Annotated in this window: 14 protein-coding genes and 1 pseudogene; 13 read left to right on the plus strand and 2 right to left on the minus strand. The window is 36.0% G+C overall.

Annotated elements, in window-relative coordinates:
* Nucleotides 1-13 precede the first annotated feature (13 nt).
* The gene (locus tag D2K60_RS14295; RefSeq protein WP_117169750.1) at nt 14-688 is read left to right on the plus strand and encodes a thiamine diphosphokinase; all 675 of its coding nucleotides are present in this window, start codon (nt 14-16) and stop codon (nt 686-688) included.
* A complete protein-coding gene (gene spoVM, locus D2K60_RS14300; RefSeq protein WP_240335288.1) occupies nt 685-807 on the plus strand; it encodes a stage V sporulation protein SpoVM in 123 nt (40 codons plus the stop codon). Before D2K60_RS14295 ends, spoVM begins: the two co-directional genes overlap by 4 nt.
* A 118-nt stretch (nt 808-925) precedes the next feature.
* Here spoVM and rpmB read toward each other — a convergent pair whose 3' ends face one another.
* Complete coding sequence (rpmB, locus tag D2K60_RS14305) at nt 926-1114, minus strand: 50S ribosomal protein L28 (protein ID WP_117169749.1); 189 nt, start codon at nt 1112-1114, stop codon at nt 926-928.
* Nucleotides 1115-1557: 443 nt separating this feature from the next.
* Here rpmB and D2K60_RS14310 point away from each other — a divergent pair, with 443 nt between their 5' ends.
* The 10 genes and pseudogenes from D2K60_RS14310 to rnc all read left to right on the plus strand — a co-directional run bounded on the left by D2K60_RS14310 (nt 1558) and on the right by rnc (nt 10794).
* Nucleotides 1558-1920, plus strand: a complete 363-nt coding sequence (locus D2K60_RS14310) for an Asp23/Gls24 family envelope stress response protein (protein ID WP_112180806.1) — start codon at nt 1558-1560, stop codon at nt 1918-1920.
* Nucleotides 1921-1998: 78 nt separating this feature from the next.
* Nucleotides 1999-3666, plus strand: coding sequence for a DAK2 domain-containing protein (locus D2K60_RS14315; RefSeq protein WP_117169748.1), 1668 nt, complete (start codon nt 1999-2001; stop codon nt 3664-3666).
* A gap of 154 nt (nt 3667-3820) precedes the next feature.
* A pseudogene (locus tag D2K60_RS14320) lies at nt 3821-3970 on the plus strand (L-serine ammonia-lyase, iron-sulfur-dependent, subunit alpha); the annotation flags it as partial.
* A gap of 5 nt (nt 3971-3975) precedes the next feature.
* Nucleotides 3976-6009 (plus strand): ATP-dependent DNA helicase RecG, encoded by a 2034-nt coding sequence (gene recG / locus D2K60_RS14325; RefSeq protein WP_117169747.1) that lies wholly within the window; start codon nt 3976-3978, stop codon nt 6007-6009.
* Nucleotides 6010-6128: 119 nt separating this feature from the next.
* A complete protein-coding gene (fapR, locus tag D2K60_RS14330) occupies nt 6129-6722 on the plus strand; it encodes a transcription factor FapR (RefSeq protein WP_117169746.1) in 594 nt (197 codons plus the stop codon).
* Nucleotides 6706-7707 (plus strand): phosphate acyltransferase PlsX, encoded by a 1002-nt coding sequence (gene plsX, locus D2K60_RS14335; RefSeq protein WP_117169745.1) that lies wholly within the window; start codon nt 6706-6708, stop codon nt 7705-7707. The genes fapR and plsX overlap by 17 nt, the downstream gene beginning before the upstream one ends.
* 1 nt (nt 7708) lies before the next feature.
* Complete coding sequence (gene fabD, locus D2K60_RS14340) at nt 7709-8656, plus strand: ACP S-malonyltransferase (RefSeq protein WP_117169744.1); 948 nt, start codon at nt 7709-7711, stop codon at nt 8654-8656.
* The gene (fabG, locus tag D2K60_RS14345; RefSeq protein WP_117169743.1) at nt 8656-9396 is read left to right on the plus strand and encodes a 3-oxoacyl-[acyl-carrier-protein] reductase; all 741 of its coding nucleotides are present in this window, start codon (nt 8656-8658) and stop codon (nt 9394-9396) included. The genes fabD and fabG overlap by 1 nt, the downstream gene beginning before the upstream one ends.
* Nucleotides 9397-9439: 43 nt before the next feature.
* Nucleotides 9440-9673 carry an acyl carrier protein gene (locus tag D2K60_RS14350; protein ID WP_117169742.1) on the plus strand — a complete coding sequence of 78 codons (234 nt, stop codon included), beginning with the start codon at nt 9440-9442 and terminating at the stop codon, nt 9671-9673.
* A gap of 440 nt (nt 9674-10113) precedes the next feature.
* Nucleotides 10114-10794: a ribonuclease III gene (gene rnc / locus D2K60_RS14355; RefSeq protein WP_117169741.1), complete on the plus strand. Its 681-nt coding sequence runs from the start codon at nt 10114-10116 to the stop codon at nt 10792-10794.
* Between the two features lie 85 nt (nt 10795-10879).
* Here rnc and D2K60_RS14360 read toward each other — a convergent pair whose 3' ends face one another.
* Entirely contained in the window at nt 10880-11101 is a 222-nt protein-coding gene (locus D2K60_RS14360) for a DUF1128 domain-containing protein (RefSeq protein ID WP_117169740.1), read from the minus strand.
* Between the two features lie 143 nt (nt 11102-11244).
* Here D2K60_RS14360 and smc point away from each other — a divergent pair, with 143 nt between their 5' ends.
* The gene (gene smc / locus D2K60_RS14365) at nt 11245-14817 is read left to right on the plus strand and encodes a chromosome segregation protein SMC (RefSeq protein ID WP_117169739.1); all 3573 of its coding nucleotides are present in this window, start codon (nt 11245-11247) and stop codon (nt 14815-14817) included.

Raw genomic sequence — 14817 nt, forward strand, 5'->3', positions numbered from 1 at the left:
GGGGTAACGAATCATGTATACTGTAGCCATTGTAGCAGGGGGACCTGCTTCATTCATTCCAAATTTAACATTATATCAGAATCAAGTTGACTATTGGATTGGTGCAGATAAAGGTTCTTACCGTTTAATAGAAGCAAATATCAGTCTAGATCTAGCAATTGGTGATTTTGATTCCATTACTGAAGTTGAATTAATAAGAGTGAAAGAACATGCAAAGGAAATAAAAGTTTTTCCAATTGAAAAAAATGAGACCGATTTAGATTTAGCAATTTTAGAAGCGATAGCTTTAAAGCCTGATAATCTAGTTATATTTGGAGCTACAGGTGGTCGAATGGATCACACACTGGCTAATATTCAATTACTCTACCGCTTGGATCCAGATATCCAAACAAGTATAATTGATTCTCAAAATGAAATTTCTTTATTTCGTTCTGGAATCCATGATATAGAAGAAAATTATAACTTACCAATAATTTCTTTTATCCCCTTAACACCTACTGTAGAGGGTTTATCACTTGAAAACTTCTACTATCCTTTAGAAGATAAGGTAATCGAGTGGGGATCAACGCTATGTCTTTCCAATAAGCTTATTAGGAAAAAAGGTACTTTTTCTTTTGATACAGGCATATTAATAATGATAAAGAGCCGTGATGTACTTATTAGGCATGGTAATCATACAATAATATGAAGTGTTCACTTGTCATAAGGAAAAGAGGAGGGGTTCTCATTAAATTTTATACCTTTAAACTCCCAAGGTTCATTGGTGGCTTTGTTCGTGTAATCATGGGTTCATTTAAAAAGAATTAACTTGCTTCGCAGATGAAAGGAGCATAACAAAAAAGCACCTAATGATAGGTGCTTTTTTGTTGAATAAGTATAATTTTTACTGACTAGCAAAAGCTGTTCAATAAAGCGTAACTTATTATTATACGCGTTCTACTTTACCAGATTTTAATGCACGAGCAGAAACATAAACACGTTTCGGTTTACCATCTACCATAATGCGAACTTTTTGCACGTTAGCTTTCCATGTGCGTTTATTAGAGTTCATTGCGTGCGAACGGCTATTTCCAGCAGAAGTTTTACGTCCAGTTATAACACATTGTCGTCCCATATTAATCCCTCCTACTTACAGCTATCTCATTACATACTTATATAATTTATCATAAATATACGGATATTGCAATCTATTGTTTAATAATTATAGACGATAGTAATGATCTCGAATCAACTCACACTTGATACATATAAGCTTCATTTTTTAGACAAAATTCAACCTAAATAATTGGAATATAAAGAGGAAGCACTTGACAGGAATTGAGTTTTCGTCCATTGTATAAAGGGGTTTATTAGGGTTAAGGGAGATTTGAAAAGCTAGTACTTTGATTAATCTAAGCACATGATAAGTAATGAAAGAATTATTTGTTATACGTGCAAGGTGAAACGGCTTTCATAATTAATATGTTTGTTGTAATATGTAGATATCTCAAATGTTTTATATGTTAAACTGAAATCATTAGAAAAGAATAGAAAGATATGATTAAGGAGGATAATGTTATGTCTATTGAATTAACTACAAAAGACGGACATGTCACAATTACAAATGAAGTGATTTCTACAGTTGCCGGTGGAGCAGCTATTGAATGTTATGGTATTGTTGGTATGGCTTCAAAAAACCAATTAAAAGATGGAATTGCGGAAATTTTGCGTAAAGAAAACTTTTCTAAAGGTGTTGTCGTTCGTCAAGATGATGACCTTATTAGTATCGATATGTATATCATTGTAAGCTATGGCACAAAAATTTCTGAAGTAGCACATAATGTACAATCTCAGGTGAAATATACATTGGACAAAACATTAGGATTACCAATTCATGCAATTAATATTTTCATTCAAGGTGTAAGAGTACAAGCAGAATAAAAAAATATTTTTATAAATAAAACGCTAGTTACAAATTGAAACTTGTTACGTTTTTCGTTTATGAAGGAGGAAGTTCTAGTGGTTGTAAGAACTATAGAAGGTGCTAAGTTTGCACAAATGGTGCTACTTGGTGCAAACCATTTAACTAATAATGCAACAATGATTGATGCATTAAACGTTTTTCCTGTTCCAGATGGAGATACAGGGACAAATATGAATTTATCAATGACTTCAGGAGCGGCTGAAGTAAAGAAATTAGAGAATGAAACAGTAACAATCGTATCAGAAGCTTTTGCAAAGGGTTTATTAATGGGTGCCCGTGGAAATTCAGGTGTCATCCTCTCACAACTATTTCGTGGATTTGCAAAAGGTGTGAATGGTGCTCAAGTACTTGACACAAAGACATTTGCTAAGGCTTTACAAACTGGTGTTAATACGGCTTATAAAGCTGTTATGAAACCGGTTGAAGGTACAATTTTAACTGTCGCAAAGGACACTGCAAAGAAAGCAGTAGAATTGGCTGAAACTACTGATGATATCATTTTATTTATGGAAGGTGTCTTAAAAGCTTCTAAAAAGTCACTTGCGTACACGCCAGAACTATTACCAGTGTTGAAAGAAGTTGGTGTAGTAGATAGTGGCGGACAAGGTTTAGTAGTTATATATGAGGGTTTTCTAGCATCATTAAAAGGGGAAGCATTACCAGAATCCGCAAATGCAACAGTTGAAATGGATGATTTGGTAAATGCTGAACATCATAAACTTGTTCAGGATTATATGCGAACAGAGGATATCGAATTTGGTTATTGCACTGAGTTTATGGTTAAATTTGAAGATGAAAAGTTAAAGGAACATCCATATGATGAAGAAGCATTTCGTCAAGAGTTAAGTGAACTTGGTGATTCATTGTTAGTTGTATCGGATGATGAAATTATTAAGGTCCATGTGCACGTTGAATATCCAGGCCAAGCAATAGATTTAGGTCAACGATTTGGAAGCTTTATTAGCATTAAAGTAGAAAATATGCGTGAACAACATACATCAATTGTTGGTGAGCAAGTTAAAACGAAAGCAAAGCCAAAGAAAAAGCAAGATTATGCGATCGTATCTGTTGCAATGGGTGATGGACTAAAAGAATTGTTAGAAAGTCTTGGTGCTTCTGTTGTCATTCAAGGTGGACAAACAATGAATCCTAGTACGCAGGATATTACACATGCAATTGAAGAAGCGCATGCTAAACGCGTGATTATATTACCAAACAATAAAAATATTGTTATGGCCGCTGAGCAAGCAGCAGAGTTGAGTAAGGATGAAGTAGTTGTTGTTCCAACGAAAACAATTCCACAGGGAATGAGTGCATTATTAGCCTTTCATCCTGATTCTACACTTGAGACTAATAAAGCTAATATGTTAGAGGCTAGTAAGCAAGTAAAAACTGGTCAAATAACATATGCTGTGCGCGATACGCAAATTGATGGTTTAACTATCGAAAATGGGAACTTTATGGGACTTGCTGATGGTAAGATTATTACTACTGGTACAGACAAATTAGATGTTATCAAACAATTGTTAGCGGATCTTGTTACAGAGGAAGATGAAATTGTGACAATTTTACAAGGTGAAGATGCTGCCGATGAAGAAATTGCGATTATTGAATCATATATTCAGGTAGAATTTGAAGACTTGGAAATAGAAGTTCATAAAGGAAATCAACCGATTTATTCTTATATTTTTGCTATAGAATAAGTAAGAAGGCTCAGGAGTTATACCATATCCTGAGCTTTTCTTATTTTAGAATTCTCGTTATACTAAGTATAACCCCTTCGCAGAGTGAAACAGGCATATAAGTCTTGGTATACTTGGGAAGTCTCGCAATCCAAGCTGGAGTTGATGTAGTGCTCCTTGTGATGAAGTTATTGTGGCGATGTATCGAATCGGAAGACAAATGCCATCATCCTTAAAAGAAACTGCAGAAGGTGGTCTGGCTGCTACTCCAACTGGACGAGCGATTGCTGCAAAAATTTACGGAAATACGGCAAAGAAAGAGTGAGATAATTGGGAGATCATCCGATTGAGCAAGTTAAAGGAGTAGGAGAAGCTCTACAAAAGAATTTTGATGAGCTAGGTATCCATACAGTTAACGATCTACTTTTTTATTTTCCGAATAGGTATGAACATTATGAAATTAAACCTGTAAGTGAATTAAGACACGATGAGAAAGTATCGATTGAAGGGGAAGTTGTAGGAGATCCTATGCTCACTTTCTTTGGGAAAAAGAAATCACGCTTAGTACTTCACATTCAAGTTGAAGAGGTAATCATAAAAGGGATCATGTTCAATCGACCTTTCGCAAAAAAACAATTGCAACAAGGCGACATAGTAACTCTAACTGGAAAATGGGATCAGCATCGTTTACAAATTACTGTGAATCAATATAAAAAGGGTAAAGTGAAACAAGATGAGCCGATTCAGCCTGTCTATTATTTAAAGAACATATTAAAGTCAGTTCAATTTAAAAAAATAATGATGCAAGCAATGGATCAATTTGCAGATGAGATTGAAGAAATTCTACCAAATCAGTATACAGAAGCATATAAGTTACCAGGGCGTGCCATAGCACTAAGGGAAATGCATTTTCCTTCTAATTTTCAAGCCCTTAAGCATGCGAAGCGTCGGTTTATTTATGAAGAGCTTTTACTATTTCAATTAAAAATGCAGCTATTTCGTAAAAGAGATCGAGAGCGTACAAATGGAAACAGTCAACTATATGATCAATCAAAAGTTAATCAGTTTATTGAAACGTTACCATTTAAGTTAACAGACGCACAGAAACGTTCGCTTGATGAAATATTAGTAGATTTACGTGCCCCTTATCGAATGAATCGATTATTACAAGGTGATGTAGGTTCAGGGAAAACAGCTGTAGCTGCAATTGCCTTGTTTGCTTCTATTACTTCCAAAAAGCAAGGCGCGATCATGGTGCCAACTGAAATATTGGCTGATCAGCATTATGAATCATTGCAATCTTTATTCGATGGATACGGAACGATTACGTTATTAACTGGTTCTGTTAAGGGGAAAAAGCGAAAAGAGATTCTAGAAAAAATCAAGACGCATCAAGTGGATATTATTATTGGTACCCATGCATTAATTCAAGATGAGGTCATCTTTGCTAATTTAGGAACGGTTATTGTCGATGAGCAACATCGCTTTGGTGTTAATCAGCGAAAGACATTGCGTGATAAAGGGATGGACCCAGATGTGCTATTTATGACAGCCACACCAATTCCGAGAACGCTTGCTATTACAAGTTATGGCGATATGGATGTTTCACAAATTGATGAAATGCCGGTTGGTCGTAAAACAGTTGAAACGTATTGGGTTAAGGAAAACATGCTGCCACGACTATTACAATTCATTCAAAAAGAAGTGGATAGTGGTTATCAAACGTATGTTATTTGTCCATTAATTGAAGAATCAGATAAACTAGATATTCAAAATGCTGTAGATTTATATAATCAACTGCAAGTTACATTTCCTTCATCCACTAAAGTTGGGTTATTGCATGGTAGGTTACATAGTGATGAAAAAGAGAATGTCATGCAGCAATTTGCGGCTAATGAGATTCATGTTTTAGTTTCTACGACAGTTGTAGAAGTAGGTGTAAATGTTCCAAATGCGACAGTTATGCTTGTTTATGATGCAGAACGCTTTGGTTTATCACAATTACACCAGTTAAGAGGAAGAGTAGGACGAGGGAAAGCGCAAAGTTATTGTATTTTACTCGCTGACCCTAAAGGTGAAGTGGGTAAAGAACGTATGAAAATTATGACGGAAACAAGTAATGGGTTTGAATTAGCGGAACAAGATTTACAATTAAGAGGCCCAGGTGACTTTTTCGGAAAAAAACAAAGTGGTTTACCGGAATTTAAAGTAGCAGATATCGTCCAAGATTATCGCGCATTAGAAACGGCAAGAAATGATGCGCAATCAATTGTTTATCAAGATCGATTGAAAGATCCAAATTATCATGCACTTAAAAACTACATCACAAAAGAATTAAACAATAATGGAGGTTCATTTGACTAAAGGGACTTGCATCTTTTTCTTTGGTATTATATATTACTATTAGTACCTACTCATAATATCGAGATTCTCTTTAGTTTTACATTAGAAGTGATGAGAAAACTAGGACGGTGTATAAATAAATGAAATTACCTAAAAAACATAGGCAACAAAAATTACAAGATACAATTAAAGAAATGCCTTTTATTACAGATGAAGCGTTGGCAAAACAGTTTGGCGTTAGTATTCAAACGATTCGATTGGACCGAATGGAATTAGCGATTCCTGAGTTACGTGAACGTATAAAATCTGTCGCAACAGATCAGTGGAATGAAACCGTAAAAGCATTGCCAATTGACGAAGTAATTGGTGAAGTGATTGATTTAGAATTAGACAATCGTGCAATTTCTATTTTAGATATTAGTAGTGAGCATGTATTCTCGCGTAATGATATCGCTCGTGGTCATCATTTGTTTGCGCAAGCGAATTCATTAGCTGTAGCAGTTATTAATGACGAATTAGCTTTAACAGCTAAGGCTGAGATAAAATTCACGAGGCAAGTGAAACAAGGGGAACGCGTTATAGCAAAAGCTAAGGTAGTAACGGCTGTTGAAAACCAACGTACATCGGTTGAAGTAGATAGTTATGTTGATAATGAGATTGTTTTTTCTGGTGTGTTCGATATGTATCGTTCAACAGAACAAAAAGGAGAAGATCGACATGAAGATAGCAATTGATGCAATGGGTGGCGACCATGCTCCAGAAGCAGTAGTAAAAGGGGCTATGGAAGCTGTTAAACAAATTAAAAACCTTGAAATTATACTAGTGGGGGATCAAGAAAAAATTACTCCACATTTAACGATTGATAGCAAGATATCGATTATACATACAACAACTGTAATAACTGGTGAAGAGGAACCTGTTCGAGCTGTTCGCAGAAAAAAGGACTCTTCTCTTGTTTTAATGGCAAATGAAGTGAAGGAAAATCGAGCTGACGCCTGTGTATCAGCAGGAAGTACTGGAGCATTGATGAGCGCGGGACTGTTTCAGGTCGGTCGAATAAAAGGGATAGAGAGGCCAGCATTAAGCCCAACCTTACCTACTAAAGATCAAAAAGGATTTTTATTATTAGATGTTGGTGCTAATGTAGACGCAAAAGCGAAACACCTCGTTCAATTTGCAATTATGGGTACGATTTATAGTGAAAAAGTCCGCGGAATTAAGTCACCGCGAGTAGGCCTACTGAATATTGGAACAGAGGATGGTAAAGGCAATGAGCTAACAAAAGCTGCTTTTTCTTTATTAAAACAAGCTCCGATTAACTTTATTGGTAATGTAGAGGCACGCGATTTACTTGAAGGTGTTGCAGATGTCGTTGTTACAGATGGTTTTAGTGGTAATATAACGCTGAAAACAATTGAAGGTACAGCTTCAACTATGTTTTCTATGTTGAAAAAGTCATTTATGGCTAATATGAAGACAAAAGTAGCAGCCGGATTAATGAAGAATGACTTAAAAAAATTAAAAGATCAATTAGACTATGCAGAATATGGTGGTGCAGGACTTTTTGGTTTGCAAGCACCTGTTATCAAAGCACATGGTTCTTCAAATGCCCGTGCGATTTTCAGTGCAATTAAACAAGCCTGTTATATGGTGGAATATGATGTTACGAAAACAATTGAAACAACTGTAGCAGAATATGACGCTAGTGAGGAGGAATAATATGAAACGTGTAGCCTTTATATATCCCGGACAAGGATCGCAACAAGTAGGGATGGGAGAAGCATTATATCAAACGTACCCGGTGGTAAAAGAACTTTTTGAACAAGCTAATGGCTTACTAAATATAGATTTAATGAATCTTATGTTTGCAGGTCCAGATGATAAGTTAAAGCAAACAGAGAACGCGCAACCCGCCTTATTACTTACTAGTGTCGCTATTACAAAGGTACTTTCTGAGTACGGTATTAAACCTGTCCGTTTAGCGGGGCATAGTCTTGGTGAATATAGTGCACTCGTTGCAGCAGATGCTATCCAATTTCAGGATGCCTTACCATTAGTGCAAGCTAGAGGTCGGTTAATGGAAGAAGCATACCCGAAAGGTCAAGGCCTAATGGCTGCAGTTCTAGGCATGGAGCAAGATGCACTACAAAAGGAATTAGAACAAATTCAAAGTGAAACAAATGAAGTGATTGAAATTGCTAACTTGAATTGTCCAGGTCAAATTGTTATTTCTGGAACTAAAGGAGCGATTGAGCTTGCGGTTACGAAGTTAAAAGAAGCTGGAGCGAAACGAGTATTGCCATTGAATGTAAGTGGTCCATTTCATTCTAGTTTAATGAAACCTGCCGCTAAGGCATTATCTAAACGATTAGAACAAGTGGATGTTACAAACGCTTCAATCCCTGTATATGCGAATGTATCAGCTGAAGAAGTGATGGACCAAGCAGAGATTAAACAATTACTAATTGAACAATTGTATTCACCAGTCCGTTTTGAAGAAATTTTACACCGTTTGAATGAGGATTCATTAGATGCTATCGTGGAAATTGGTACTGGAAAAGTCTTAACCGGATTAATGAAAAAAGTTAATCGCCGTATGACCACTTTCTCTATCCAAGATCCAGAATCACTTCAGGCGTTTATTTCATGGTATAAGGAGGAATCTTGATGCTAAAAGGTAAAGTAGCACTTGTAACAGGAGCTTCACGAGGAATTGGCAGAGCGGTTGCGTTAGAGCTTGCATCGCATGGCGTGAAAGTTGCCATCAACTTTGCTGGCAACGAAATAAAAGCACAACAAGTTGTTGATGAGATAGAAGCGCTAGGCATAGAGGCAATTAAGATCCAAGCAAATGTTACAGTAGAGTCAGAAGTAAAAGATATGGTCAAGCAAGTAACGGAAACGTTTGGTAGTTTGGATATTTTGGTTAATAATGCGGGTATAACACGTGATAATTTAATTATGCGCATGAAAGAAGAGGAATTTGATGAAGTAATTCAAACAAATTTAAAAGGTGTTTTTCTCACCACGAAAGCTGTTACAAGACAAATGATGAAGCAAAGGGCTGGTCGAATTATTAATGTTGCCTCAGTGGTGGGTATTAGTGGTAACGCCGGCCAAGCAAATTATGTTGCAGCAAAAGCTGGTGTTATTGGTATGACGAAAACAGCTGCAAAAGAGTTAGCTACACGCAATATATTAGTAAATGCAGTTGCACCGGGATTTATTGAAACAGATATGACAGCTAAATTATCAATGGAGCAACGTAAAGCGATGTCGGATTTAATACCTCTTGCAAGATTAGGGAGTGGTGATGACGTCGCAAAAGTTGTCCGATTCTTAGCTTCCGATGATGCAAGTTATATTACTGGACAAACTATACAAGTTGATGGTGGTATGGTAATGTAGAATTTGTTATTCTCTTGTGACTTTGAAAGGGGGTGAACGAAAGATGGCAGATACATTTGAACGCGTAAAGAAAATTGTGATCGATCGCCTAGATGTTGAAGAAGATAAAGTAACTTTGGAGGCATCTTTTAAAGATGATTTAGAAGCAGATTCATTAGATGTTGTTGAACTTGTTATGGAATTAGAAGATGAGTTTGATATGGAAATAGCTGATGAAGATGCTGAAAAACTTCAAACGGTTGGTGATGCTGTAACATACATAGACAGCCAATCATAATACATGGTACTAATTTAAAAGTCTCGCTCATAAAGCGAGACTTTTAACATATGGCTCTTTTCGAAAACATTGTTGCTTTTCAATATACGGACTTGATGAAAATTGTAACATAACAGAAGATCCTTACCCACTAAGGTGGATATTAGCGTATCAAGTGAAATTGGCGACATCATCGAAAATAAAAAAAAATTTCTTCGTGCGATGCATCGCTGCCGTAGCCTTCCTTGTCCTGCAGGAACAGCACGGACTGAAGATCCACTTGGAAGTGTTCTTTGCTTCCAAGTTAGCTGAAGCCGTGCCTGCGGAAAGGGAGTCAATTTCACTTGAGAAGCGGGTCAGGTAATTCTAAACGCGAGTAATGTTACGATAGAGTCTATGGAAATTTAGTTTTAAACAACAATCTTTTAGAAAATAGCTTAAAATAATATTAGGAGGGGAAGATGATGAATTTTCAACCATTACAAGATCATTTACAAATTCATTTTAATGATGAATTAATATTGCAACAGGCCTTTACCCATTCTTCCTATGTGAATGAAAATCGAGGCAAAACATCTCAAGATAATGAACGGCTTGAATTTTTAGGAGATGCGGTTTTAGAGCTAGGTGTTTCACAATATTTATATCGAACATACCCGAATATGGCAGAAGGGGAGTTAACGAAATTACGTGCTTCAATTGTCTGTGAACCTGCTTTAGTTGGTTTTGCTAATGATCTCTCTTTTGATGAATATGTGTTACTTGGAAAAGGAGAAGAACGAACAGGTGGGAGAAAGCGTCCAGCATTATTAGCAGATGTTTTCGAAGCCTTTGTAGGTGCACTTTACTTGGATCAAGGTTATGACGTCGTATTAGCTTTCTTAGAAAAATACCTCTATCCTAAAATTGAAAAAGGGGCCTTTTCTCATGCAATGGACTATAAAAGCCAACTGCAAGAATTAGTGCAACAGAATAGAGATGCAGTAATTGAATATGAAATTGTTGAGGAGAAAGGTCCTGCTCACGACCGTGAATTCATTGCAAACGTACATTTGAATCAAGAAATTGCCGGAGTCGGACATGGTAGAACAAAAAAAGAAGCGGAACAACGTGCAGCCAAAAAGGCTTTAGATCAAAGATGAGATATGAAATGTAGGATAAAGTGATTGATGGTTGGCTCGTCTTTATGAAATCTTTTCGTAAAAACAAGCCAACAATCACTCCATTTTATTTACGGATACTTGAAAGTTCTTGAATAAATGCTTGTGTTTCAGAAACACTTAATTGACCTTTTTGAATTAATACATCATACAATGCTTTTAAATCGTCATACTTCTCTAGGTTATAATCATCTGGATCCATAATTGATTCATTTACTACGCGTAACTGACTAGCAATTTCTTTCAAAATATAAGCAAGATTTTCATTTGTTGCTTCATTTAAGTTCAAACGAACACTCCTTTGGTAATCTGACCTTCTATCTCTTCTCTCTTTATGATAAAATAGTTTAGTTGAAATGCAAGCTTTTAGTTGAAATTGTAGTAAAATAAATGATGAATAAAAAATAGTAGCGACTTAATAGGAGAATATATATGTTCCTAAAAAAATTAGAATCAGTTGGTTTTAAATCTTTTGCTGAACGTGTTTCAGTAGATTTTGTTCCTGGTGTTACCGCAGTGGTAGGACCAAACGGAAGCGGAAAAAGTAATATAACGGACGCAATACGTTGGGTTTTAGGAGAACAGTCTGCTAAATCACTGCGTGGTACAAAGATGGAGGATATTATTTTCCAAGGAAGTGATACACGAAAAGCTTTGAATGTTGCAGAAGTTACCCTTGTTTTAGATAACCATGATCAAGCATTACCAATTGATTATGAAGAAGTTAGTGTGACGAGGCGTGTATATCGTTCTGGAGAAAGTGAATATTTGCTAAATAAACAATCTTGTCGATTAAAAGACATTGTTGATTTATTTATGGATTCTGGCTTAGGGCGAGATGCGTTTTCTATTATTAGTCAAGGTAAAGTCGAAGAAATATTAAGTTCAAAAGCGGAAGAAAGACGGACAATATTTGAAGAAGCAGCCGGTGTTCTGAAATATAAAAATCGTAAAAAGAAAGCGGAATATAAACTTGCGGAAACACAGGAAAATTTAAATCGCGTCGAAGATATTACGCATGAAATTGAAAAGCAGTTGGAACCTTTACAACAACAAGCTTCCACAGCAAAAGAATATATCGCCAAAAAAGAAAGTCTGAAAACAAAAGAAATCGCGTTATTAAACGCTGAAATTGAAACGCTTCACAAGCAGTGGTCGGATTATCTGGAAGAAATTAAACAAAATAAAGATGAAGAAATTGCATTTACTACATCTATTCAGCAAAAAGAAGCTGTCTTGGAAAGAGAACGTCAAGATATGCAACAGTTGGATCAATCGATAGAAGCTTTACAAGAAAAATTATTAGCTTTTACGCAAGAATTAGAGAATTTAGAGGGCAATAAGAAGCTGATGGAAGAACGTTCCAAGCACTTTACAGAAAATAAAACGAAATTAGAACAAGAGCTAGAAACACTACAAGTCCGAATTGCTTCTGTAGAAAATGAGTTGAAAACGGAAAATATAAAACTTGCTGAACTCGAGTCTGTACGTAATCAGACGAAGAATCAAACGAAAATAGTACAAAGACAACTAGAAGAATCCGCGGAAAATAGTGAAGAAAAAATAGAAGAACTAAAAAGTGACTATATTGAACTACTGAATAAACAAGCAGCGAAAAGAAACGCCAGACAATCGATTGAGCAACAGTTAAATCAAATGGATCATAGACAAAAAAGCCAAGAATCAAAATTTGAAGATCAATTGACACAACGAGACGCTTTAACACGTGTATTAAGTGAGTATCAAAAGCAATTAGAAGTACAACTTGAAAATCGAAAAGAAAAAGAAGATGGCTTGCATGCTGCTATAGAAGAGCTTAAGCAGATAAAGGATGCTTATCAGGCATCACAAACTAAACTAAGCCAAGGCTATCAGTATATTGAAAAGTTAAAATCAAAAAAAGAAATGCTTGAAGATATGAAGGAAGATTTCCAAGGATTCTTCCAAGGTGTTAAGGCTATATTGAAAGCAAGAGAAGATAAGCGTTTAACAGGCGTACACGGTGCTGTAATCGAATTACTTGATGTTCCTAAGGATTACGTCACTGCAATGGAAACAGCTCTTGGTGGGCAATCGCAGCACATTGTAGTGGATGATGAAGGAATAGCAAGACGAGCAATCGAATGGCTAAAACAATCAAACAATGGAAGAGCGACTTTTTTACCACTAAAAACAATGCGTGCAAAATCGCTACCAGCAAACCTAAAACAAAAAGTGGAGAATCAATCTGGATTTATTGGTGTTGCTAGTGACTTAATTCAATATGACGAAAAATATGATGGCGTCATTCGTTACTTACTTGGGAATACAATATTCGCAAGCACATTAAAAGATGCCAATGCAATTGCTGGTATATTAGAGCGTCGCTATCGTGTTGTAACAATTGAAGGTGATGTTGTTAATCCAGGTGGATCTATGTCTGGTGGTGCGCGAAAAAACACAAATCAATCATTGTTTACAAGAGATAATGATTTACAAGATGTTACAGATAAATTAACTAAATTCAATCAAAATATAGGTGACTTTGAACAAAAAGTTAACAAGCAAAAACAATTAATTTCAGAAAAAGAAGCCGATTTAGAACAAGCTAGGACAAGCATTCAAGCGATGCAACAGGAAGAAAATAAGTTGCGGGAACGAATGGCCGAGAATCAAGCAAACGTCCGTCATATAAATAGTAATCTAAGTATATATGATCAAGAAAAGGCTCAATTTGAAAAAGATAAAAAAGAACTAACAGACCAAAAAATTCAAATTGGGGAAACTCTTACAACATTAGAACAACAATTAAGCAGTAGACAGGATGAGATTACGCGCTTAACGAGTGAGAAAAATACGCACCAAGAAAATTATGCGGATTTAAAAGAAAACTATCACCGTCTACAAGTAACGCTTGCTGAACAAGAAGGACATGCACAACATCAAGTAGAAAAAACTGGAGTTCTGAAACGGACGTTGAGAGAATTTCAGGCGACTGAAAAGAACACGACAGAGCAATTAGATGAGTTGATAGCTTTTCATCAAACCGATGATAAACAATTAGCGTTTGAAGAGAAAGTAGTTCAAAAGCAAAAAGAGAAACAAGAAACAATGGAATCAATTCAAGCAAATCGTCAAAAGAGGTTAAAGCAAACACAATTTAGTGAAGATGCTGAAAGAGAAATTAAAACACTTGTGAATCAAAGGCAAGCAATAATAGAAATAATTCAACAGAAGGAAGTAAAAGCTACCCGTTTGGATGTGGAACTAGAAAATCGATTAAATCATTTGCAAACCGAGTATGTAATTACTTATGAAAAAGCAAAAGCAACCTATCCAACGGCTGCGGATATCAATCAATCAAGTCAAGACGTAAAATTGATTAAGCGATCAATTGAAGAGTTAGGAACCGTTAATTTAGGGGCAATTGATGAATACGATCGGATTGCAGAACGCTATGAATTTTTAGTAGAGCAGCAAACAGATTTATTAGAAGCCAAAGAAACATTATATACGGTTATTGGCGAAATGGATGAAGAGATGAAACGGAAATTCGAAACAACATTCTATCAAATAAAAGAAGAGTTTTCTATAGTGTTCGAACAACTATTTGGTGGTGGAAATGCTGCTTTAATTTTAACAGATCCAACAGATATGTTAGAAACAGGAGTAGATATTAAAGCCCAACCTCCAGGTAAAAAGGCACAACAACTTGGTCTTTTATCTGGTGGAGAAAGAGCGTTGACAGCGATCGCTTTATTGTTTGCAATTCTACGTGTTCGTCCAGTACCGTTTTGTGTATTAGATGAAGTGGAAGCTGCTTTAGATGATGCAAACGTGAATCGATTTGCCCGTTATTTAAAGGACTACAGTAAGAATACACAATTCATCGTGATCACACATAGAAAAGGAACGATGGAAGAAGCGGATGTCCTTTATGGCGTTACGATGCAAGAATCTGGCGTCTCCCGTTTGGTGTCAGTGAAATTAGAAGAGACAAACGGCTTAGTGAAGACAACAATATAA

It is taken from the genome of Paraliobacillus sediminis, assembly GCF_003426055.1.

Excerpts from the sequence above, each read along its gene's own strand:
- fapR (WP_117169746.1), top strand. The coding sequence starts at position 6,129 with ATGAAATTACCTAAAAAACATAGGCAACAAAAATTACAAGATACAATT.
- plsX (WP_117169745.1), top strand. The coding sequence starts at position 6,706 with ATGAAGATAGCAATTGATGCAATGGGTGGCGACCATGCTCCAGAAGCA.
- smc (WP_117169739.1), top strand. The coding sequence starts at position 11,245 with ATGTTCCTAAAAAAATTAGAATCAGTTGGTTTTAAATCTTTTGCTGAA.
- fabG (WP_117169743.1), top strand. The coding sequence starts at position 8,656 with ATGCTAAAAGGTAAAGTAGCACTTGTAACAGGAGCTTCACGAGGAATT.
- rpmB (WP_117169749.1), bottom strand. The coding sequence starts at position 1,114 with ATGGGACGACAATGTGTTATAACTGGACGTAAAACTTCTGCTGGAAAT.
- rnc (WP_117169741.1), top strand. The coding sequence starts at position 10,114 with ATGATGAATTTTCAACCATTACAAGATCATTTACAAATTCATTTTAAT.
- D2K60_RS14310 (WP_112180806.1), top strand. The coding sequence starts at position 1,558 with ATGTCTATTGAATTAACTACAAAAGACGGACATGTCACAATTACAAAT.
- fabD (WP_117169744.1), top strand. The coding sequence starts at position 7,709 with ATGAAACGTGTAGCCTTTATATATCCCGGACAAGGATCGCAACAAGTA.
- D2K60_RS14350 (WP_117169742.1), top strand. The coding sequence starts at position 9,440 with ATGGCAGATACATTTGAACGCGTAAAGAAAATTGTGATCGATCGCCTA.
- spoVM (WP_240335288.1), top strand. The coding sequence starts at position 685 with ATGAAGTGTTCACTTGTCATAAGGAAAAGAGGAGGGGTTCTCATTAAA.
- D2K60_RS14295 (WP_117169750.1), top strand. The coding sequence starts at position 14 with ATGTATACTGTAGCCATTGTAGCAGGGGGACCTGCTTCATTCATTCCA.